34 protein-coding genes are annotated in these 18,630 nt (G+C 40.7%); all 34 read right to left on the bottom strand.

The features are described from left to right. A partial coding sequence (locus V7150_RS02955; RefSeq protein WP_335513448.1) for a heterocycloanthracin/sonorensin family bacteriocin occupies positions 1 to 188 on the bottom strand: 188 nt, incomplete at its 3' end. Positions 189 to 660: 472 nt separating this feature from the next. Then, on the bottom strand, positions 661 to 1,053 hold the full coding sequence (rpsI, locus tag V7150_RS02950) for a 30S ribosomal protein S9 (RefSeq protein WP_098533175.1): 393 nt from the start codon (positions 1,051 to 1,053) through the stop codon (positions 661 to 663). Between the two features lie 20 nt (positions 1,054 to 1,073). Continuing rightward, entirely contained in the window at positions 1,074 to 1,511 is a 438-nt protein-coding gene (rplM, locus tag V7150_RS02945) for a 50S ribosomal protein L13 (protein WP_283921084.1), read from the bottom strand. Positions 1,512 to 1,878: 367 nt separating this feature from the next. Further along, positions 1,879 to 2,619 carry a tRNA pseudouridine(38-40) synthase TruA gene (gene truA / locus V7150_RS02940; RefSeq protein WP_335513446.1) on the bottom strand — a complete coding sequence of 247 codons (741 nt, stop codon included), beginning with the start codon at positions 2,617 to 2,619 and terminating at the stop codon, positions 1,879 to 1,881. Between the two features lie 16 nt (positions 2,620 to 2,635). After that, the gene (locus tag V7150_RS02935; RefSeq protein WP_335513444.1) at positions 2,636 to 3,433 is read right to left on the bottom strand and encodes an energy-coupling factor transporter transmembrane component T family protein; all 798 of its coding nucleotides are present in this window, start codon (positions 3,431 to 3,433) and stop codon (positions 2,636 to 2,638) included. Continuing rightward, positions 3,430 to 4,299, bottom strand: coding sequence for an energy-coupling factor ABC transporter ATP-binding protein (locus V7150_RS02930; RefSeq protein ID WP_335513442.1), 870 nt, complete (start codon positions 4,297 to 4,299; stop codon positions 3,430 to 3,432). The genes V7150_RS02935 and V7150_RS02930 overlap by 4 nt, the downstream gene beginning before the upstream one ends. After that, positions 4,275 to 5,114: an energy-coupling factor ABC transporter ATP-binding protein gene (locus tag V7150_RS02925; RefSeq protein WP_335513440.1), complete on the bottom strand. Its 840-nt coding sequence runs from the start codon at positions 5,112 to 5,114 to the stop codon at positions 4,275 to 4,277. The genes V7150_RS02930 and V7150_RS02925 overlap by 25 nt, the downstream gene beginning before the upstream one ends. A 345-nt stretch (positions 5,115 to 5,459) precedes the next feature. Next, positions 5,460 to 5,822 (bottom strand): 50S ribosomal protein L17, encoded by a 363-nt coding sequence (rplQ, locus tag V7150_RS02920; protein ID WP_307413391.1) that lies wholly within the window; start codon positions 5,820 to 5,822, stop codon positions 5,460 to 5,462. A gap of 54 nt (positions 5,823 to 5,876) precedes the next feature. Then, positions 5,877 to 6,821 (bottom strand): DNA-directed RNA polymerase subunit alpha, encoded by a 945-nt coding sequence (locus V7150_RS02915; RefSeq protein WP_335513436.1) that lies wholly within the window; start codon positions 6,819 to 6,821, stop codon positions 5,877 to 5,879. A 178-nt stretch (positions 6,822 to 6,999) separates the two neighbouring features. Further along, a complete protein-coding gene (rpsK, locus tag V7150_RS02910) occupies positions 7,000 to 7,389 on the bottom strand; it encodes a 30S ribosomal protein S11 (protein WP_024027886.1) in 390 nt (129 codons plus the stop codon). A 21-nt stretch (positions 7,390 to 7,410) separates the two neighbouring features. Further along, on the bottom strand, positions 7,411 to 7,776 hold the full coding sequence (gene rpsM, locus V7150_RS02905; protein WP_335513434.1) for a 30S ribosomal protein S13: 366 nt from the start codon (positions 7,774 to 7,776) through the stop codon (positions 7,411 to 7,413). A gap of 23 nt (positions 7,777 to 7,799) precedes the next feature. Continuing rightward, complete coding sequence (gene rpmJ / locus V7150_RS02900; RefSeq protein WP_000868344.1) at positions 7,800 to 7,913, bottom strand: 50S ribosomal protein L36; 114 nt, start codon at positions 7,911 to 7,913, stop codon at positions 7,800 to 7,802. A gap of 40 nt (positions 7,914 to 7,953) precedes the next feature. Next, entirely contained in the window at positions 7,954 to 8,172 is a 219-nt protein-coding gene (gene infA, locus V7150_RS02895) for a translation initiation factor IF-1 (RefSeq protein ID WP_007085268.1), read from the bottom strand. A 291-nt stretch (positions 8,173 to 8,463) separates the two neighbouring features. Continuing rightward, positions 8,464 to 9,114 carry an adenylate kinase gene (locus tag V7150_RS02890; protein WP_335513432.1) on the bottom strand — a complete coding sequence of 217 codons (651 nt, stop codon included), beginning with the start codon at positions 9,112 to 9,114 and terminating at the stop codon, positions 8,464 to 8,466. Between the two features lie 58 nt (positions 9,115 to 9,172). Next, complete coding sequence (gene secY, locus V7150_RS02885; RefSeq protein ID WP_335513430.1) at positions 9,173 to 10,468, bottom strand: preprotein translocase subunit SecY; 1,296 nt, start codon at positions 10,466 to 10,468, stop codon at positions 9,173 to 9,175. Then, entirely contained in the window at positions 10,468 to 10,908 is a 441-nt protein-coding gene (rplO, locus tag V7150_RS02880) for a 50S ribosomal protein L15 (RefSeq protein ID WP_335513429.1), read from the bottom strand. Before rplO ends, secY begins: the two co-directional genes overlap by 1 nt. A 32-nt stretch (positions 10,909 to 10,940) precedes the next feature. After that, positions 10,941 to 11,120 carry a 50S ribosomal protein L30 gene (rpmD, locus tag V7150_RS02875; RefSeq protein WP_098533198.1) on the bottom strand — a complete coding sequence of 60 codons (180 nt, stop codon included), beginning with the start codon at positions 11,118 to 11,120 and terminating at the stop codon, positions 10,941 to 10,943. A gap of 13 nt (positions 11,121 to 11,133) precedes the next feature. Continuing rightward, positions 11,134 to 11,634: a 30S ribosomal protein S5 gene (gene rpsE / locus V7150_RS02870; RefSeq protein ID WP_335513427.1), complete on the bottom strand. Its 501-nt coding sequence runs from the start codon at positions 11,632 to 11,634 to the stop codon at positions 11,134 to 11,136. A 24-nt stretch (positions 11,635 to 11,658) separates the two neighbouring features. Next, entirely contained in the window at positions 11,659 to 12,021 is a 363-nt protein-coding gene (gene rplR / locus V7150_RS02865) for a 50S ribosomal protein L18 (protein ID WP_335513481.1), read from the bottom strand. Positions 12,022 to 12,053: 32 nt separating this feature from the next. Beyond that, positions 12,054 to 12,590, bottom strand: coding sequence for a 50S ribosomal protein L6 (gene rplF / locus V7150_RS02860; protein WP_335513425.1), 537 nt, complete (start codon positions 12,588 to 12,590; stop codon positions 12,054 to 12,056). 31 nt (positions 12,591 to 12,621) lie between these two features. Beyond that, positions 12,622 to 13,020 carry a 30S ribosomal protein S8 gene (gene rpsH / locus V7150_RS02855; protein ID WP_007085276.1) on the bottom strand — a complete coding sequence of 133 codons (399 nt, stop codon included), beginning with the start codon at positions 13,018 to 13,020 and terminating at the stop codon, positions 12,622 to 12,624. 29 nt (positions 13,021 to 13,049) lie between these two features. Beyond that, the gene (gene rpsN / locus V7150_RS02850) at positions 13,050 to 13,235 is read right to left on the bottom strand and encodes a 30S ribosomal protein S14 (protein ID WP_007085277.1); all 186 of its coding nucleotides are present in this window, start codon (positions 13,233 to 13,235) and stop codon (positions 13,050 to 13,052) included. Positions 13,236 to 13,259: 24 nt separating this feature from the next. Next, a complete protein-coding gene (gene rplE, locus V7150_RS02845; RefSeq protein WP_283921070.1) occupies positions 13,260 to 13,799 on the bottom strand; it encodes a 50S ribosomal protein L5 in 540 nt (179 codons plus the stop codon). 28 nt (positions 13,800 to 13,827) lie between these two features. Continuing rightward, the gene (rplX, locus tag V7150_RS02840) at positions 13,828 to 14,136 is read right to left on the bottom strand and encodes a 50S ribosomal protein L24 (RefSeq protein ID WP_335513421.1); all 309 of its coding nucleotides are present in this window, start codon (positions 14,134 to 14,136) and stop codon (positions 13,828 to 13,830) included. A gap of 36 nt (positions 14,137 to 14,172) precedes the next feature. After that, a complete protein-coding gene (gene rplN, locus V7150_RS02835) occupies positions 14,173 to 14,541 on the bottom strand; it encodes a 50S ribosomal protein L14 (protein WP_335513419.1) in 369 nt (122 codons plus the stop codon). A 39-nt stretch (positions 14,542 to 14,580) separates the two neighbouring features. Continuing rightward, positions 14,581 to 14,844 (bottom strand): 30S ribosomal protein S17, encoded by a 264-nt coding sequence (gene rpsQ, locus V7150_RS02830; protein ID WP_066207109.1) that lies wholly within the window; start codon positions 14,842 to 14,844, stop codon positions 14,581 to 14,583. 23 nt (positions 14,845 to 14,867) lie between these two features. Beyond that, positions 14,868 to 15,068 (bottom strand): 50S ribosomal protein L29, encoded by a 201-nt coding sequence (gene rpmC / locus V7150_RS02825; protein ID WP_040203247.1) that lies wholly within the window; start codon positions 15,066 to 15,068, stop codon positions 14,868 to 14,870. Further along, a complete protein-coding gene (rplP, locus tag V7150_RS02820) occupies positions 15,058 to 15,492 on the bottom strand; it encodes a 50S ribosomal protein L16 (protein ID WP_335513416.1) in 435 nt (144 codons plus the stop codon). The genes rpmC and rplP overlap by 11 nt, the downstream gene beginning before the upstream one ends. 2 nt (positions 15,493 to 15,494) lie before the next feature. Beyond that, positions 15,495 to 16,151: a 30S ribosomal protein S3 gene (rpsC, locus tag V7150_RS02815; protein ID WP_283921067.1), complete on the bottom strand. Its 657-nt coding sequence runs from the start codon at positions 16,149 to 16,151 to the stop codon at positions 15,495 to 15,497. A gap of 3 nt (positions 16,152 to 16,154) precedes the next feature. Further along, complete coding sequence (rplV, locus tag V7150_RS02810) at positions 16,155 to 16,496, bottom strand: 50S ribosomal protein L22 (RefSeq protein ID WP_024027902.1); 342 nt, start codon at positions 16,494 to 16,496, stop codon at positions 16,155 to 16,157. A 17-nt stretch (positions 16,497 to 16,513) separates the two neighbouring features. After that, positions 16,514 to 16,792 carry a 30S ribosomal protein S19 gene (rpsS, locus tag V7150_RS02805; RefSeq protein WP_026565526.1) on the bottom strand — a complete coding sequence of 93 codons (279 nt, stop codon included), beginning with the start codon at positions 16,790 to 16,792 and terminating at the stop codon, positions 16,514 to 16,516. A 60-nt stretch (positions 16,793 to 16,852) separates the two neighbouring features. Next, entirely contained in the window at positions 16,853 to 17,683 is an 831-nt protein-coding gene (rplB, locus tag V7150_RS02800; RefSeq protein WP_283921066.1) for a 50S ribosomal protein L2, read from the bottom strand. 29 nt (positions 17,684 to 17,712) lie between these two features. Further along, positions 17,713 to 17,997: a 50S ribosomal protein L23 gene (rplW, locus tag V7150_RS02795; protein ID WP_335513411.1), complete on the bottom strand. Its 285-nt coding sequence runs from the start codon at positions 17,995 to 17,997 to the stop codon at positions 17,713 to 17,715. Beyond that, positions 17,997 to 18,620: a 50S ribosomal protein L4 gene (gene rplD / locus V7150_RS02790; protein ID WP_335513409.1), complete on the bottom strand. Its 624-nt coding sequence runs from the start codon at positions 18,618 to 18,620 to the stop codon at positions 17,997 to 17,999. Before rplD ends, rplW begins: the two co-directional genes overlap by 1 nt. Between the last annotated feature and the right edge of the window lie 10 nt (positions 18,621 to 18,630).

The following is an 18,630-nucleotide window of genomic DNA, read 5'->3' as shown; positions in this document are numbered from 1 at the left end:
CAACGGAAACCGCCACAACCGCCACAACGCATACCGCCGCACATCATGCCCCCGCAACGCATACCGCAGCCTCCGCAACGCATTCCAAACACGCGCGAATCTTGGCTCTGAGGATCCATAGGAACTAACTCTCCAACATGGTAATTATCCATTCCCAACATTTGAAGATCATTTTGATAATTGTGCATTTTTTCCTCCCCTTTATTTTTAATAATCAGGTTAAGTTAAACACCTGATTGAGAGATGAACAGACGAGATTGTGTTTTGTATAATTGAAACCATTAGATAGTAGGTGTACTCTCTTCAACAAGTTATGATTCATTTTAGGTGGTTGTTACTAATGTAAAAGCCTATTTCACGTTGAACGATCATAAACCTTCATTACCATATAAAAAGCACTTATGGTTGATTAATCCTAATTTGTTTTAATTCAACGAAAAATCTCTCCAAAAGGGGGAAGATTTAATAGAATAAAGTAAAATTCTTTCGAAGTTCACTGTAAGATCACATAAATTTTGATACTTTTTTACACATATAACGGACACTCTAAAAGAGCAAACAACTGCTAAGTTTCAAAATGACCAAATGTGGTCAATAGCTAATTTTAGACATAAAAAAGACCCCCAACCAAATAGGTTGAGAGCCTTCGAAACGCAAATATTACCGTTTTGAGAACTGAGGTGCACGACGAGCGCCTTTAAGTCCGTATTTTTTACGTTCTTTCATACGAGCGTCACGAGTTAATAAACCTGCGCGCTTTAATGTTGGACGGAATTCTGGATCTGCTTGAAGTAATGCGCGAGCAATACCGTGACGGATTGCGCCAGCTTGACCAGTGTATCCACCGCCGCTTACGTTTACAAGAACATCATAGCTGCCAACAGTTTCAGTAGCTACTAATGGTTGTCTTACAACAACACGTAATGCTTCAAATGGGATATAATCTTCGATTTCACGACCATTAACTACAATTTTACCTGTGCCTGGAACTAAGCGCACACGTGCGACAGAGCTCTTACGACGACCAGTACCGATATATTGAACTTGTGCCAAGTTATTTCCCTCCCTCTTAATTAACCGCGAAGTTCGTAAACTTCAGGTTTTTGTGCTTGGTGCTGATGTTCTGCGCCAGCATATACGTGTAATTTTTTGAACATTTGACGACCAAGAGAATTCTTTGGAAGCATGCCTTTAACAGCAAGCTCGATCATTTTCTCAGCATAGTTGGTACGCATTTCAAGAGCAGTTCTTTGTTTTAAACCACCTGGGTGCATTGTGTGACGGTAGTAAATCTTGTCAGTTAATTTCTTACCAGTTAATTCTACTTTAGATGCGTTAAGAATGATTACATGATCACCAGTGTCAACATGTGGTGTAAAAGTTGGTTTGTTTTTACCACGTAAGATTGATGCAACTTCAGAAGCAAGACGACCAAGAGTTTTGCCCTCAGCATCAATTACGTACCATTTACGCTCGATATTGTTGGCATTTGCCATAAACGTTGTACGCATGAGTTTCCCTCCTAATTAAATCCATTAAAGATTATTATTTTCGCACCTTCATAAAGCATTCGGCAATCGATTCTGTTCCGGGAATCAATGTCGAAGCTATCCGTGCGCTTAATTTTTCAATTCATATATTTTCAATCACGATTAAGACTTTCCGGGGCTTTATCGTGGGATTAAAAACACACACATATAATATAATAAATACTTACAGTCCAATTGTCAAGAAAATGTTACACCAGGTCAGGTTGTTTTAAAAAATAGTAACTTAAGTTATTTAATAACCTTTCTTAACGACCGCTGTGAGCATTTTTCCACTTTTCGGGCTTTATGAACCATTCAGGCTATATTCAAGAAACTTGTTTAACAGTTCCTATTTATAAAACACTTTCCAAAGATACAAACCGTGAGCTGGCGCTGTTTTCCCTGCAAAACGCCGATCTTTTTTTTCTAAAATCACAGGGATTTCCTCAGGTAATATGTCTCCTGAGCCAACAGCTAATAGCGTTCCAACTAGAATCCGAACCATATTATATAAAAAGCCATTCCCAACAAAGCGAAGTGTAAGTAAATTACCCTCCATGATAAAATCAATCGTCTCAATTGTTCTGATTTTATCCTCTACTTCTGTCTTTGCTGAGCAAAAACTCGTAAAGTCATGAGTACCGAGGAAAAATGTACTTGCCTCCCGCATGGCCTCTAAATTTAATTGGTATGGGTACCGATAGGCATAATTCCGCTGGAACGGATCTCGTATAGAAGATAAAAGGAGCACATAGCGGTATTCCTTCCCAACAGCATCAAAGCGGGCATGAAAGGACGCATCAACAATCATAACCGATCGAACAGATATATCTTCAGGCAGCATTGAATTTAAGGCGACTTCCCACTTTTCTTCTGGAATCGGAAGCGGAGAATCAAAGTGAATGACCTGTCCTTTTGCATGGACACCCGCATCTGTTCGACCAGAGCCGCTCACTTTTACCGGATTGCCCTTATGCATTTTTGCTAAAACAGCTTCCAGCTCTGTTTGCACTGTTCGTTTATTTGGTTGAACCTGATACCCGGAAAAACCCGAGCCATCATAAGAAATGATGCATTTATACCTTTGCATGGTTTCCCTGCCCCATTTATGAACGTAGTAAAATTAAAAGAATCGTTAAAACAGCTAAAACAACCATCTGCAGGGAATCTGCAGTTTTCCAGCTCAATTGCCGGTATTTGGTCCTTCCTTCACCACCGCGATAGCCTCTAGCTTCCATGGCAACCGCCAGCTCTTCAGCTCGTTTAAAGGAGCTGACAAACAAGGGGATGAGAAGTGGAACAACTGCCTTAATGCGCTCCTTGAAGGGACCGCTGGAAAACTCAACACCTCTGGCAATTTGTGCCTTCATAATTTTATCTGTTTCCTGCATCAGCGTTGGGATAAAACGCAGTGCAATCGACATCATCAGTGCCATTTCATGAACAGGAAAACGAACCTTTTTTAACGGATTCAAAAGGGTTTCAAGTCCATCTGTGATCTCAATCGGAGTAGTCGTTAATGTCAGTAAAGACGTCATTAAAATCAAAAAGAAGAATCGTAAGGAGATAAAGATCCCCATCCTAAGTCCCTCTTCATAGATTTTTATCGGCCCTAATTCGAATAGTAAAGCTCCTTCTTTTGTAAAAAACAGCTGCAACACAAGTGTAAATAAAACAAGCCATAATACTGGCTTAAGTCCTCCGTACAAAAAACGAACAGGAATACGTGACATTCCAAGCATATAAAAGGTATAAATTCCGATGAGTACATAAGTAATCCAGTTATTAGCCAGAAAAATAATACAAACAAAAAGGAAGATGATGATTAATTTTGAACGAGAGTCCATCTTGTGGACCGTTGAGTCTGCAGGGACATAGCGGCCAAAAATCATTTTTTCCATCATGAGCGAACACCTCTGCTTAAAAACTCTGTAACAGCAGAAGATAACTCTTCGATTGATAGATAGATTTTTCCTAGCCTCAAGCCTGTTTTCTCTTCCAGCATAAGCTGGAATCGTACCACCTCAGGGACATCAAGTCCCATTTGCACCAAATCAGCTGGCGATGAGAAGATTTCTTCTGGTGTTCCTTGTTTGACGACTTTCCCTTGCTGCATAATAACAATTTGGTCGGCGTATCTTGCCGCATCCTCCATACTGTGAGTAACGAGTATGGTAGAAAGCTTCCGTTCCTTATGGAGCGTATAAAACATATCCATAATCTCTTTACGGCCGCGCGGGTCTAATCCAGCAGTAGGCTCATCCAAGACAATTACATCAGGCTCCATTGCCAGCACACCGGCAATCGCTACGCGCCGCATTTGTCCGCCTGACAGGTCAAACGGTGACTTTTCTAAAATTTCTTCCGCCAAGCCGACTTGTTTCAAGGCAAGACGTGCTCTCTTCTTTGCCTCTGTTTCAGAAACACCAAAGTTCATCGGTCCGAAGATAATATCTTTTTCTACTGTTTCTTCAAACAATTGATGCTCAGGAAATTGAAACACAATTCCTACCTTTTGACGCACTTGTTTTAATTTTTTATTTTTCTGCTGTGCCTTGATTTCATGCTCACCAATTTTCACAGTTCCTTTGGTAGGCTGCAGCAGGGCATTTAGATGCTGTAAAACCGTCGATTTTCCAGAACCGGTGTGGCCTATGATCGCCATATACGTGCCTGTCGGAATATCGATTGAAACATCCTTAATGGCCAGCCGCTCGAAAGGGGTGTTTGCTTGATACCGGTATTCTATTTGCTGAAGTGAGATGTCCATAGCTCTGTCACCAACTCTTCTTCCGATAAATAATGCTTTGATAGTTCAATTCCTTTTTGCCGGAATGCTTTGCTCATTTTTACCGAGAAAGGAATATCCAATCCTAATTGAATCAATTGCTCATCCATTGAGAAAATCTCTTCTGGGATTCCCTCGCGAAATACTTCCCCTTTATTCATGACAATGATGCGGTCCGCCTTAGCTGCCTCTTCCAGGTCGTGAGTAATCGAGATCACTGTTAAAGACTTCTCTTCTTTTAATACTCTTACCGTCTCTAATACCTCTTCACGTCCTCTTGGGTCAAGCATAGAAGTCGCTTCATCTAGAATAATAATGGAAGGTCTTAACGCAAGTACACCAGCAATCGCTACCCGCTGCTTCTGTCCACCCGATAGATGGTGGGGCTCTTGATATAGAAATTGATCCATCTTCACTTTTCTTAAGGAATCTTCGACCCGCTGCACCATTTCATCCCTGTGTATTCCATTGTTTTCTAGACCAAAAGCCACATCATCCTGTACCGTTGTCCCCACAAATTGGTTATCAGGGTTTTGAAAAACCATTCCAATCTCTTTGCGAACATCCCAGATCGACTCTTCGTTAAGCTGCTTACCAGAAACAGTTATTTCTCCTTGCTGCGGAAATTGCAGACCATTTAAGAGCTTTGCCATCGTTGATTTACCTGACCCATTATGCCCGACAATGGCCAGCCATTCCCCGTCATAGATGTCGAAGGTGACGTTGTTTAAGGCATAGCGTTCCTGTGAATCGTATTGAAAGGAAACTCCTTTAAGCGATACAATTGACTCTTTCATTGATATTCCTCGTCTCCTCTCAACTTACCTCAGCTATAAATATTTAATAATACAAAAAAAGCCCGCACCTCGTCCCCTGGCAGTATCGATTATACTGCAAAAAAAGGATTTCTATAAAGAAATGGGAGGAGGTGCATGAGCTAGACGAGTCGCAAAAAAGAATAAGAGTATTCCTTCCGGGAAAGATTATTAACACTTTCATTTCGCTCCTCTAAAGGAGTTACGCTCATCATAACACTCGTTTGGCTTGGGTCGTACATTATTATTAATTTCTATTACAGAAAAAGGGCAAAGAACAAGTTTGTTTGTAAACTGTCCAGCGCCCTTGTTGTCTGTTAAAAGGTATTAAACTAACTCGATAATAACCATTGGTGCACCGTCACCGCGGCGTGGTCCAAGTTTCATGATTCGAGTGTATCCACCTTGACGCTCTTGGTAACGTGGAGCGATATCAGCGAAAAGTTTTTGAACTGCATCTTGACCATTTTCAGCATCAGCAACTTCATTACGAACATATGAAGAAGCTTGACGACGAGCATGTAAATCGCCGCGCTTACCTAGAGTGATCATTTTTTCAACAGTCACACGAAGCTCTTTCGCGCGAGTTTCTGTTGTTTCGATGCGCTCATTGATAATTAAATCTGTAGTTAAATCACGTAGCATAGCTTTACGCTGTGCACTTGTGCGTCCTAACTTTCTGTATGCCATGAAGGGTTCCCTCCTTTGTTGAAGTCATAAAACGGATATTAGCAACGTAAAAAACTAGTCGTCTTTACGCAAGCCCAATCCAAGCTCTTCTAGTTTTGCCTTCACTTCTTCGAGTGATTTGCGGCCTAAGTTACGAACCTTCATCATATCTTCTTCAGTCTTATTAGCTAATTCCTGAACAGTATTGATTCCAGCACGTTTTAAGCAGTTATAAGAACGAACAGAAAGATCGAGTTCCTCAATTGTCATTTCAAGAACTTTTTCTTTTTGGTCTTCTTCTTTTTCGATCATGATTTCAGCATTTTGTGCTTCATCGGTTAACCCAACAAAAATATTCAAATGCTCGGTCAAAATTTTCGAACCAAGAGCAATCGCTTCTTTTGGCCCAGTGCTTCCATCTGTCCAAACATCTAGCGTTAGCTTATCATAATTTGTCATTTGACCTACACGAGTATTTTCTACTTGATATGACACGCGAGAAACTGGCGTATAAATCGAGTCAATTGGAATCACACCAATTGGCTGATCTTCTCTTTTGTTCTGCTCAGCCGGTGTATATCCACGACCACGTCTAGCTGTTAAACGCATGCGAAGATTACCATTTGATGCTAATGTGGCAATATGAAGATCAGGATTTAAAATCTCAACATCACTGTCATGGGTAATATTCATTGCCTTGACAGGTCCTTCACCCTGCACATCAATTTCAAGTGTTTTCTCTTCATCAGAGTAGATTTTTAAAGCTAATTTTTTAATGTTTAAAATGATGGATGTTACATCCTCTACGACGCCTTCAATTGTTGAGAACTCATGAAGTACCCCATCGACCTGAATCGATGTAACAGCGGCACCTGGGAGTGAAGATAGTAGGATACGACGTAAGGAGTTACCCAAAGTGGTACCATATCCACGCTCAAGTGGCTCTACGACGAACTTACCGTACTTGGCATCATCGTTGATCTCAACCGTTTCGATTTTTGGTTTTTCTATTTCGATCATCAAATAACCCTCCTTCAAAACGTCGAAACCTCAATTAGATTCTATTGCTAATTGAAATTCCCCCATGTATACGTTCCCGTTTTGTGCACAACAACTGGAATAAATTCCCTGTATAAGTTGTTAAAAATTAGTATCATATCCATTATAGACGCATGATACAAGTTCTATACAGAAAAAATTAAACACGACGGCGTTTTGGTGGACGGCATCCATTATGAGGAACAGGTGTAACGTCTTTGATAGCTGTTACTTCAAGACCAGCAGCTTGAAGAGCACGAATAGCAGCTTCACGTCCTGCACCAGGTCCTTTTACAGTAACTTCTAAAGTTTTCATACCATGTTCGATGGATGTCTTAGCTGCTGTTTCAGCTGCCATTTGTGCTGCGAATGGAGTAGATTTACGAGAACCTCTAAATCCAAGAGCACCTGCACTTGACCAAGAAATTGCATTACCATGAACATCTGTGATTGTTACAATCGTATTGTTAAATGTTGAACGGATATGAGCGATCCCAGATTCAATATTCTTTTTAACACGACGTTTACGTGTATTAGTTTTACGTGCCATTTAAATAACCTCCTTTGCCGATTACTTCTTCTTGTTCGCAACAGTCTTACGAGGACCTTTGCGTGTACGAGCGTTGTTTTTCGTATTTTGTCCGCGAACCGGTAAACCACGACGATGACGTAATCCACGGTAGCAGCCGATTTCCATTAAACGCTTAATATTAAGAGAAATTTCACGGCGAAGATCACCTTCAACTTTTAACTTGTCGATCATCTCACGGATTTTGTTTAATTCGTCTTCAGTTAAGTCTCGCACACGAGTATCTTCAGAAACACCAGCTTCTGCTAATACCTTTTGTGCTGTATTTTTACCAATACCATAAATGTAAGTTAAAGAGATAACTACACGCTTTTCACGTGGAATATCTACACCAGCAATACGTGCCATATTTTAGCGCACCTCCTTCAAAATTAACCTTGTTTTTGTTTATGTTTAGGGTTTTCACAGATAACCATAACTTTTCCGCGTCTACGGATAACTTTGCACTTTTCGCAGATCGGTTTAACAGATGGTCTAACTTTCATTATTATCCTAACCTCCTTAGTAGTACGGAGTGCAAGCTGATTATTTAAAGCGGTAGGTAATTCTTCCGCGTGTTAAGTCATATGGAGAAAGCTCTACAGTTACCTTATCACCTGGAAGAATGCGAATAAAATGCATTCGGATTTTACCAGAAACATGAGCTAGCACAGTATGACCATTTTCTAATTCTACCTTAAACATCGCATTTGGCAAAGTTTCAATTACTTTACCTTCAATTTCAATAACATCGTCTTTGGCCATCGGTCTCGTCTCCCTTCTCTTTTCAAAAATAGCGTTCATAAAAATGCAAGCGAGTCTTTTAGTTCGTTCGACATTATGCAACCTTATAATAGTAACATATAATACTGCATTTTGTCCGCAAGGAATTTTTTCATTATGAGAAATAATAACTTTCTCATGTCATTCTTGCCCAACTCTCGGACCTGCATACTCAGCACAATGGAAAAGCCAATATGCTTTTACATACTTTTGAATCTTATTGGAGAAATTCGAGAGTCGAATGCCAGATTTTTCGAACTTTGCCTAACACCATTATGCTAAGACCCCGAGTAACTGTTCAATATCAGCAAATACTTTGCGAATATCCTGCTGACCATCAATCGTGCGGAGATAGCCTTTTGTTTCATAAAAAGTTAGTAGTGGCTCTTGTTGTTTGATATTGACGTCTAAGCGATTTTGAACCGTTTCCGCATTATCATCTGCCCTTTGATATAGCTCACCGCCGCAGCGATCGCATACACCCTCTTTTGCAGGAGGATTAAAAACTAAATGATAAGTTGATCCGCAATCTTTACAAATCCGCCGCCCTGTCAAACGCTCCATTAAGATACTCTTATCTACGTTAATATTAATTACATAGTCAATTTTTTTATTTAAATCAACTAGTAAATTTTCTAACGCTTCTGCTTGAGGTACTGTTCTAGGAAATCCATCCAACAAAAAGCCTTTTTGGCAATCTTCCTTGCTTAATCGCTCACGAACGATACCGATTGTTACTTCATCCGGAACAAGTTCACCTTTATCCATAAATGATTTCGCTTGTAAACCTAGTTCAGTTCCTTCTTTCATCGCTGCACGGAACATATCTCCAGTGGAGATATGAGGGATGCCGTATTGTTCGACGATTCTTTCAGCTTGAGTGCCTTTACCGGCACCTGGAAGCCCCATTAATACTAAATTCACACGTGTTCCCCCTCGTGCTATAAATGGGCTTCAGGGACCCTTGGGACCCCAAAACCTTTTACTTAATAAATCCTTTATAATGACGTTTAACCAATTGTGCTTCAAGCTGTTTGTACGTATCAAGTGCAACACCGACAATGATCAGCAAGCTTGTTCCCCCAATTTGAGCTGATTGCGGTAAATTCGCTAATTTAATAAAAATAGTAGGAAGTACAGCAATCACTGTTAAGAAGAGTGCACCAACAAAGGTTAATCGATATAAAACGCGAGTTAAGTATTCCTGCGTACTCTTTCCTGGACGAATTCCAGGAATATAACCGCTTTGCTTCTGCAAGTTTTCCGCTACTTGTTCAGGGTTAACTTGGATAAAAGCATAGAAATAAGTAAACGCGATAATTAATGCTGCATATAACGTCATCCCAAATGGCTCTGAATAGTCAAAGTTCTTGATAATCCAAAGTGTTACATCATTTTGTGGGAAAAATGATGCGATTGTTCTTGGTGTTACAATGAATGAAACGGCAAAGATAACAGGGATAACACCAGCTGCGTTAACTTTTAACGGCATGTGAGTGGATTGACCACCTACTGGATTACGTCCTGCCACAACCCGTTTTGCGTATTGGATTGGAATTTTTCGATTGGCTTGTTGGATAAAAATTACACCAACCACAATTGCGATAATCGCAAGAACGATTATTACAACAGTTACAATACGTAAGAATAAGGCCTCTCCTGCGTTTTCAAATTGCTGAATATAGATTTGATTGATCGTGGAAGGCATACCAGCAACGATCCCAGCAAAGATGATAATGGAAATTCCATTTCCCACACCTTTTTCAGTGATTTGCTCACCTAGCCACATCAAAAATGATGTACCAGCAGTCAAAGTAACAGCAATTAAGAGATAAGTACCAATTCCAGGGTTCTCAATCAATTGCCCGTTGGCTAAGTTATTAAAACCATAGGACATACCTAATGCTTGAATAAATCCAAGTATTACGGTGAAATAACGGGTGATTTGAGCAATCTTACGACGGCCGGCTTCTCCTTGTTTGGACCATTCCGTGAATTTCGGAACAACATCCATTTGTAAAAGCTGAATGATAATTGATGCTGTAATATACGGCATGATACCCATTGCAAAGATGGAGAATTGTTTTAATGCTCCACCGCCAAAGGTATTTAAGATGCCAAATACACTTAGCTTATCTTGACTGGCAAGTACATCAGCATTTACATTCGGTACAGGAATAAATGTTCCAAGTCGAAATATGACTAACATTAAAAGGGTGAATATGATCTTACGTCTTATATCACCCACGCGCATAAAATTGGAGATTGTACGGAACATTAGATCACCTCAATAGTTCCACCAGCAGCTTCGATCGCTTCCTTAGCAGCAGAGGAGAATTTGTTAGCTTTTACAGTCAACTTTTTCTCAACGTTCCCTTTAGCAAGAATCTTGATTCCTGCTTTTTCGTTACTTACAACGCCTGTTTCGATAAGAAGTTCTGGAGTAACTTCTGTACCTTCTTCAAAGCGATTTAATGCATCAAGATTGACAACAGCATATTCTTTACGGCTGATGTTGGTAAATCCGCGTTTTGGTAAACGACGCATTAAAGGTGTTTGACCACCCTCGAAGCCAGGACGGACACCGCCACCAGAACGAGCATTTTGACCTTTATGACCTTTACCTGCTGTTTTTCCTTGACCAGAACCGATCCCGCGACCTAAACGTTTACGTTCTTGACGAGAACCTTCGGCAGGTTGTAATTCATGAAGTTTCATATTGGCACCTCCTTATGAAAGAAAAGAATCAATTATTGTTCTTTAACTGTTACAAGGTGAGCAACTTTGTTAATCATACCGCGAATCGCAGCGTTATCTTGATGCTCAACTGTTTGATTTAATTTACGTAATCCTAGCGCTTTAACTGTTTCACGTTGGTCCTCAGGGCGACCAATTACGCTGCGGTTGAGGGTAATTAAAAGTTTCGCCATTTGATTTCCCCCCTTATCCTAACAGTTCTTCTACTGATTTACCACGTAATTTTGCTACGTCCTCAGCACGTTTTAATTGTTTCAAACCATCAACTGTTGCACGAACCATGTTGATTGGAGTGTTTGTTCCTAATGATTTAGAAAGGATATCAGCTACCCCGCCTAACTCAAGAACTGCACGAACTGGTCCGCCGGCGATAACTCCTGTACCTTCAGAAGCAGGCTTTAGAAAGATTTCACCAGCACCAAAACGTCCAATTACTTGGTGAGGAATTGTTGTTCCAACCATTGGTACTTCGACTAAGTTTTTCTTTGCATCTTCGATGGCTTTGCGGATTGCATCTGGTACTTCTTGTGCTTTACCAGTGCCGAAACCTACATGACCGTTTTTGTCCCCAACTACTACAAGAGCAGAGAAACGGAAACGACGTCCACCTTTAACAACCTTCGCAACACGGTTAACCGTAACTACGCGTTCTTCTAGTTCAAGTTTGTTTGGATCAATACGACGCATCTTTTTGTGTCCCTCCTTTGTCTATTAAAATTGTAAGCCGTTTTCACGTGCAGCATCAGCTAATGCTTGCACACGTCCGTGGTATAGGTATCCTCCACGATCAAAGACAACAGAAGTGATACCTTTTTCTACCGCACGTTTAGCGACTAATTCTCCGACCTTTTGTGCAGCTTCAACGTTGTTTGTAGATTCAAGACCAAAATCTTTTTCTATTGTAGAAGCACTTGCTAAAGTTACTCCATTCATGTCATCGATCACATGTGCATAAATGTGTTGGTTTGAACGAAACACATTTAGACGAGGACGAGCTGAAGTACCGCTAAGTTTCGCACGAACACGAGCATGTCTTTTCTTGCGAGTAGCGTTTTTATCAAGCTTCGTAATCATATACGTCACTCCTTTCGTTTACCTATGCGGCATTACTTACCTGTTTTACCTTCTTTACGACGAACAAATTCACCTTCGTAACGAATTCCTTTACCTTTGTAAGGCTCTGGAGGACGAACTCCGCGAATATTGGCAGCTAATGCACCAACACGTTCTTTATCAGTACCCTTAATAATAACCTTTGTATTAGACGGTACTTCGATTTCAAGGCCAGCTTCAGGTTCAATTTCAACTGGATGTGAGTAACCCACGTTTAATACAAGTTTGTTACCTTGCTTTTGCGCACGATATCCAACCCCGATTAACTCTAAGCCTCTTGTGAAGCCAGTGGAAACACCTTCAATCATGTTTGCGATCAACGCACGAGTTGTTCCGTGCAATGCGCGGTGTTCTTTTACGTCAGATGGACGTGTGATTGTTACAACGTTTTCTTCAACGTTAATTGTGATATCAGGATTAAAAGAACGAGTAAGTTCGCCTTTAGGTCCTTTAACAGTAACAGTATTATTGTTTAACGTAATTGTAACTCCTGCTGGAATTTCAATTGGTTTTTTCCCTACGCGAGACATTTAGTGCACCTCCATTCATTCAGAAACTCTATTACCAAACGTAAGCTAATACTTCTCCGCCGACTTGTTTTGCACGAGCTTCTTTATCTGTAATAACACCTGTTGATGTTGAAACTAATGCGATACCAAGACCGTTAAGAACGCGTGGTACCTCATTTGATTTAGCGTAAACTCGAAGTCCGGGCTTGCTTATGCGCTTAAGACCAGTAATAACGCGTTCGTTATTTGCACCGTACTTTAAGAAGATACGGATGATACCTTGTTTGTTGTCTTCGATAAATTCGACATCACGTACGAAACCTTCGCGCTTTAGGATTTCAGCAATTTCTTTTTTCAAATTAGAAGCAGGCACTTCTAACTTTTCGTGACGCACCATGTTCGCATTACGAATGCGAGTAAGCATATCAGCAATTGGATCTGTCATGACCATTATTTTTACCTCCTTCCCAACTTCTAGTTTTACCAGCTAGCTTTTTTAACACCTGGAATTTGTCCTTTGTATGCTAATTCACGGAAACAAATACGGCAAAGCTTAAATTTACGGTATACAGAGTGTGGACGTCCGCAACGTTCGCAGCGTGTATACTCTTGTACTTTGAATTTAGGCGTGCGTTGTTGTTTCGCAATCATTGACTTTTTAGCCACGTTTTCGCCTCCCTTATTTAACGATTACTTTTGGAATGGCATTCCAAATTGAGTTAAAAGTTCACGAGATTCTTCATCAGTGTTTGCAGTCGTTACGATAACGATATCCATACCACGAACTTTGCTTACTTTATCGTAATCAATTTCAGGGAAGATTAATTGTTCTTTAATACCCAATGTATAGTTACCGCGACCATCGAATGCTTTTTTAGAAACACCACGGAAGTCACGAACACGAGGTAAAGAAACAGAAACTAATTTATCCAAGAATTCGTACATGCGCTCACCGCGAAGAGTAACCTTTGCACCGATTGGCATACCTTCACGTAGACGGAAGCCAGCGATAGATTTTTTTGCACGAGTTACAACAGGCTTTTGACCTGTAATCGTTGCAAGCTCTTCTACTGCATTATCAAGTGCCTTAGCATTCGCAACAGCGTCACCAACACCCATGTTTACAACAATTTTATCAAGTTTTGGAACTTGCATTACTGATTTATAGTTGAACTTGCTCATAAGAGCAGGAGTCACTTCTTTAACAAATTTGTCTTTTAGGCGGTTCACTTATGGTACCTCCCTTCTAAAATTTAAACTATTTATCTAAAACTTCACCGGATTTTGCTACGCGTACTTTTTTGCCATCAACCGTTGTGTAACCTACACGAGTCGGGTTACCTGATTTAGGATCGATAGGCATTACGTTTGATACATGAATTGGAGCCTCAAAGCTGATAATTCCGCCTTGTGGATTCACTTGAGAAGGCTTAGAGTGTTTTTTCACGATGTTTACGCCCTCTACTAGTACACGGCTATCTTTAGGATAAGCTGCTAGGATTACACCTGTTTTGCCTTTATCCTTGCCAGAAATAACTCTGACTTTATCACCTTTTTTTACATGCATCTTTTCGCACCTCCTTAAAGGCAATTGATTTTAAAATTATAATACTTCTGGAGCTAAAGATACGATTTTCATAAAGTTGCTATCGCGAAGTTCGCGGGCAACTGGTCCGAAGATACGAGTTCCACGCGGGCTCTTATCATCTTTGATAATAACACATGCGTTTTCATCAAAACGAATGTAAGAACCATCAGGACGGCGGGCACCGCTCTTTGTACGAACAATAACAGCCTTAACAACGTCACCTTTTTTAACAACGCCACCAGGTGTTGCTTGTTTTACTGTACAAACGATCACATCACCAATATTAGCAGTTTTGCGACCAGAACCACCAAGAACTTTAATCGTAAGTACTTCACGAGCACCAGAGTTGTCAGCAACTTTTAAACGTGATTCTTGTTGAATCATGTGTGTAACCTCCCTTCGGAATGAAGCTTATCCGAACAATTAAATAATAACTGCTTTTTCTACTACTTCGACTAAACGGAAGCGTTTAGTAGCTGAAAGCGGGCGAGTTTCCATGATGCGTACAACATCGCCGATTTTTGCTTGGTTTTGCTCATCATGAGCTTTAAACTTTTTAGAGTACTTAACGCGTTTACCATATAATGGATGCTTTTTGTGTGTCTCGACAAGAACTGTAACGGTTTTATCCATTTTGTCAGAAACAACGCGTCCAGTGTAAACCTTGCGTTGGTTACGTTCACTCATTGTTGTGAACCTCCTCTCAATAATCACTTGTTAACGCTGATTTCTCTTTCACGAACAACTGTTTTCATGCGAGCAATCGATTTGCGTACTTCACGAATACGAGCTGTGTTTTCAAGTTGTCCTGTCGCCAATTGAAAGCGAAGGTTGAAAAGCTCTTCTTTTAGAGATTTTACTTTTTGTTCAATTTCAGCAGTGGTAAGGTCACGTAGTTCATTAGCTTTCACTTGATTCACCACCAATTTCTTCTCGTTTTACAAACTTACATTTTACAGGAAGTTTGTGCATTGCAAGTCGAAGTGCTTCACGTGCGATTTCTTCAGAAACGCCTGCAATTTCGAACATGACTTTTCCAGGTTTTACAACAGCTACCCAGCCTTCAGGTGCCCCTTTACCGGAACCCATCCGCACTTCTAACGGTTTAGCAGTGTAAGGCTTATGTGGGAAGATTTTAATCCAAACTTTACCGCCACGTTTCATGTAACGTGTCATGGCAATACGAGCTGCTTCAATTTGACGGTTTGTGATCCAAGAAGCTTCAGTTGCTTGTAGGCCGAATTCACCGAAAGTTACTTCCGTGCCGCCTTTTGCGTTACCACGCATTTTACCACGGTGTTGACGGCGATATTTTACGCGTTTTGGCAATAACATGATTATTTGCCTCCTTCCGCATTTTTCTTCTTAGTAGGAAGGACTTCTCCCTTATAGATCCATACTTTTACGCCTAGCTTACCATAAGTAGTATCAGCTTCAGCTGTAGCATAGTCGATATCAGCGCGAAGAGTATGAAGTGGAACTGTTCCTTCGCTATAATGTTCAGAACGAGCGATATCAGCACCGCCAAGACGGCCAGATACCATTGTTTTGATACCTTTCGCACCTGCACGCATTGCACGTTGAATGACTTGCTTTTGGGCACGACGGAAAGATACACGGTTTTCTAATTGACGAGCAATATTTTCAGCAACTAGTTTTGCATCAAGATCAGCTCTCTTGATTTCAAGAATGTTGATGTGAACACGCTTGCCAGTTAATTGATTTAATGCCTTACGAAGTGCTTCGACTTCTGTTCCGCCTTTACCGATAACCATACCAGGCTTAGCAGTATGAACTGTAACATTCACACGGTTAGCAGCACGTTCGATTTCTACTTTAGAAACAGAAGCATCTTTTAAACGCTTCGTGATGTACTCACGAACTTTAAGGTCTTCGTGTAAAAGAGTAGCGAAGTCTTTACCTGCGTACCATTTGGATTCCCAATCACGGATGATTCCGATACGCAAACCGACTGGATTTACTTTTTGACCCACAGCTTATCCCTCCTTCTTTTCTGATAAAACGATTGTGATGTGGCTTGTGCGTTTGTTAATTTGGCTTGCACGGCCCATTGCGCGAGGACGGAAACGTTTTAAGGTTGGTCCTTCGTCAACGAATGCTTGTTCAACAACTAGATTATTTACGTCCATTTCATAGTTGTGCTCAGCATTTGCCATAGCTGACTTTAATACTTTTTCAACGATTGGAGAAGCAGCCTTAGGAGTGAGATTTAAAATCGCCACCGCTTCACCAACTTGCTTACCTCGGATTAAATCAACGACTAAACGTGCTTTACGAGGAGCAATACGAACTGTTCTTGCAACAGCTTTAGCTTGCATTTGGATGCCCTCCTCTCTTAACGTCTTGTTTTCTTGTCATCATTTCCATGCCCTTTGTAAGCACGTGTTGGAGCGAATTCTCCAAGCTTGTGTCCTACCATGTCTTCAGTAACATAAACAGGCACATGTTTGCGACCATCATAAACAGCGATTGTGTGGCCGATAAATTGTGGGAAGATCGTAGAACGGCGAGACCAAGTTTTAATAACTTGCTTACTCTCAGTTTCATTTAACTTTTCGACCTTAACCATTAAATGATCATCAACAAATGGTCCTTTTTTCAAGCTGCGACCCATGAAGGAACCTCCCTTCGTGACTGCTCTACGGTTCTATCTTTGAACCGTAGTTCAATCCCGTTATTTTTTACGACGACGTACGATAAACTTATCTGATTTGTTTTTCTTCTTACGAGTCTTGAATCCAAGAGTTGGTTTACCCCATGGAGACATAGGTGATTTACGTCCGATTGGTGAACGTCCTTCACCACCACCGTGTGGGTGATCGTTAGGGTTCATAACAGATCCACGAACAGTTGGGCGTTTGCCTAACCAACGAGAACGACCTGCTTTACCAATGTTAATAAGTTCGTGTTGTTCGTTACCTACTTGACCGATAGATGCGCGGCACTCAGCAAGAATCATACGAACTTCACCAGAAGTTAAACGTACTAATACGTATTTACCTTCTTTACCAAGTACTTGTGCAGATGTACCAGCAGAACGAACTAGCTGACCACCTTTACCTGGTTTTAATTCAATGTTGTGTACAACTGTACCAACAGGGATGTTTGCTAATGGTAGTGCGTTACCAACTTTAATATCAGCCTCAGGGCCTGACATTACTTCCATACCTACTTGTAGGTTTTTAGGAGCTAGGATATAACGCTTTTCTCCATCAACATAATTAATTAATGCAATATTTGCAGAACGATTTGGATCGTACTCGATAGTAGCAACGCGTCCTGGAATGCCATCTTTATTACGTTTAAAATCAATTAAACGATATTGACGCTTATGGCCGCCACCTTGATGACGAACAGTTAACTTACCTTGGTTATTACGGCCGCCTTTTCTCGTTAGCGGGGCTAAAAGAGATTTTTCTGGAGTGCTAGTTGTGATTTCTGCGAAATCAGAAGTAGTCATTCCGCGACGACCATTGGAGGTAGGTTTGTACTTTTTAATCGCCATTTTATTTCCCTCCTCTTCTTGATAGGTTCTTATGCTTCAAAGAATTCGATTTCTTTGCTTTCAGCAGTTAATTTTACAATTGCTTTACGACGTTTGTTTGTGTAACCGCCGAATTTACCCATACGTTTGAATTTACCTTTATAGTTCATGATGTTAACTTTTTCAACATCAACGCCGAAGATTTCTTGAACAGCATCTTTGACTTGTGTTTTGTTAGCTCTAACATCAACTTCGAACGTATATTTCTTTTCAGCCATTAGGTCAGTAGAACGCTCAGTGATAACGGGGCGCTTAATGATATCGCGTGCATCCATTATGCAAGCACCTCCTCTACTTTTTCAACCGCTGCTTTAGTCATGATTAATTTATCATGATTTACAACGTCCAATACGTTGATTCCATCAGCTGTTACAACTGTTACACCAGGAATGTTACGTGCAGATAATGCTACGTTTTCATCTAGGTCAGCAGTAACAATAAGTGCCTTTTTCTCTACAGAAAGGCCTCCTAATACTGATTTGAATTCTTTTGTTTTTGGTGCATCGAAAGCTAAACTTTCAAGTACTAAAATGTTTTCTTCTAACACTTTTGAAGAAAGTGCTGATTTAATCGCTAAGCGACGAACTTTTTTCGGTAATTTATAGCTGTAGCTGCGTGGTGTTGGACCGAAAACAATACCACCTCCGCGCCATTGTGGAGAACGAATTGACCCTTGACGTGCACGGCCAGTTCCTTTTTGACGCCATGGCTTACGACCACCGCCGCGTACTTCAGAACGAATTTTTGTTTTATGAGTTCCTTGACGTAAAGAAGCTCTTTGCATAATAATCGCTTCAAATAATACGTGCTGGTTAGGCTCAATACCAAAAACTGCTTCATTAAGTTCGATATCACCGACTTGTGAACCGTTTTGGTTTAATAATGCTACTTTAGGCATTCCTTTGTTC

Origin of the sequence: Neobacillus drentensis (assembly GCF_036965245.1) — a bacterium.
In the GTDB taxonomy this organism is placed as follows: Bacteria; Bacillota; Bacilli; order Bacillales; family Cytobacillaceae; genus Neobacillus; species Neobacillus drentensis_G.
The sequence above is the reverse complement of the archived record's forward strand: the minus strand, read 5'-3'. Positions and strand labels throughout refer to the sequence as shown.

Coding starts and splice junctions, on each gene's coding strand:
- rplM (WP_283921084.1), bottom strand. CDS start 1,511: ATGCGTACAACGTTTATGGCAAATGCCAACAATATCGAGCGTAAATGG.
- truA (WP_335513446.1), bottom strand. CDS start 2,619: ATGCAAAGGTATAAATGCATCATTTCTTATGATGGCTCGGGTTTTTCC.
- V7150_RS02935 (WP_335513444.1), bottom strand. CDS start 3,433: ATGATGGAAAAAATGATTTTTGGCCGCTATGTCCCTGCAGACTCAACG.
- V7150_RS02930 (WP_335513442.1), bottom strand. CDS start 4,299: ATGGACATCTCACTTCAGCAAATAGAATACCGGTATCAAGCAAACACC.
- V7150_RS02925 (WP_335513440.1), bottom strand. CDS start 5,114: ATGAAAGAGTCAATTGTATCGCTTAAAGGAGTTTCCTTTCAATACGAT.
- rplQ (WP_307413391.1), bottom strand. CDS start 5,822: ATGGCATACAGAAAGTTAGGACGCACAAGTGCACAGCGTAAAGCTATG.
- V7150_RS02915 (WP_335513436.1), bottom strand. CDS start 6,821: ATGATCGAAATAGAAAAACCAAAAATCGAAACGGTTGAGATCAACGAT.
- rpsK (WP_024027886.1), bottom strand. CDS start 7,389: ATGGCACGTAAAACTAATACACGTAAACGTCGTGTTAAAAAGAATATT.
- rpsM (WP_335513434.1), bottom strand. CDS start 7,776: ATGGCACGTATTGCTGGTGTAGATATTCCACGTGAAAAGCGTGTAGTT.
- rpmJ (WP_000868344.1), bottom strand. CDS start 7,913: ATGAAAGTTAGACCATCTGTTAAACCGATCTGCGAAAAGTGCAAAGTT.
- infA (WP_007085268.1), bottom strand. CDS start 8,172: ATGGCCAAAGACGATGTTATTGAAATTGAAGGTAAAGTAATTGAAACT.
- secY (WP_335513430.1), bottom strand. CDS start 10,468: ATGTTCCGTACAATCTCCAATTTTATGCGCGTGGGTGATATAAGACGT.
- rplO (WP_335513429.1), bottom strand. CDS start 10,908: ATGAAACTTCATGAATTACAACCTGCCGAAGGTTCTCGTCAAGAACGT.
- rpmD (WP_098533198.1), bottom strand. CDS start 11,120: ATGGCGAAACTTTTAATTACCCTCAACCGCAGCGTAATTGGTCGCCCT.
- rpsE (WP_335513427.1), bottom strand. CDS start 11,634: ATGCGTCGTATTGATCCAAACAAACTTGAACTAGAAGAACGCGTAGTT.
- rplR (WP_335513481.1), bottom strand. CDS start 12,021: ATGATTACGAAGCTTGATAAAAACGCTACTCGCAAGAAAAGACATGCT.
- rplF (WP_335513425.1), bottom strand. CDS start 12,590: ATGTCTCGCGTAGGGAAAAAACCAATTGAAATTCCAGCAGGAGTTACA.
- rpsH (WP_007085276.1), bottom strand. CDS start 13,020: ATGGTCATGACAGATCCAATTGCTGATATGCTTACTCGCATTCGTAAT.
- rplX (WP_335513421.1), bottom strand. CDS start 14,136: ATGCATGTAAAAAAAGGTGATAAAGTCAGAGTTATTTCTGGCAAGGAT.
- rplN (WP_335513419.1), bottom strand. CDS start 14,541: ATGATTCAACAAGAATCACGTTTAAAAGTTGCTGACAACTCTGGTGCT.
- rpsQ (WP_066207109.1), bottom strand. CDS start 14,844: ATGAGTGAACGTAACCAACGCAAGGTTTACACTGGACGCGTTGTTTCT.
- rplP (WP_335513416.1), bottom strand. CDS start 15,492: ATGTTATTGCCAAAACGCGTAAAATATCGCCGTCAACACCGTGGTAAA.
- rplV (WP_024027902.1), bottom strand. CDS start 16,496: ATGCAAGCTAAAGCTGTTGCAAGAACAGTTCGTATTGCTCCTCGTAAA.
- rpsS (WP_026565526.1), bottom strand. CDS start 16,792: ATGGGTCGCAGCTTGAAAAAAGGACCATTTGTTGATGATCATTTAATG.
- rplB (WP_283921066.1), bottom strand. CDS start 17,683: ATGGCGATTAAAAAGTACAAACCTACCTCCAATGGTCGTCGCGGAATG.
- rplW (WP_335513411.1), bottom strand. CDS start 17,997: ATGGATGCACGCGATATCATTAAGCGCCCCGTTATCACTGAGCGTTCT.
- rplD (WP_335513409.1), bottom strand. CDS start 18,620: ATGCCTAAAGTAGCATTATTAAACCAAAACGGTTCACAAGTCGGTGAT.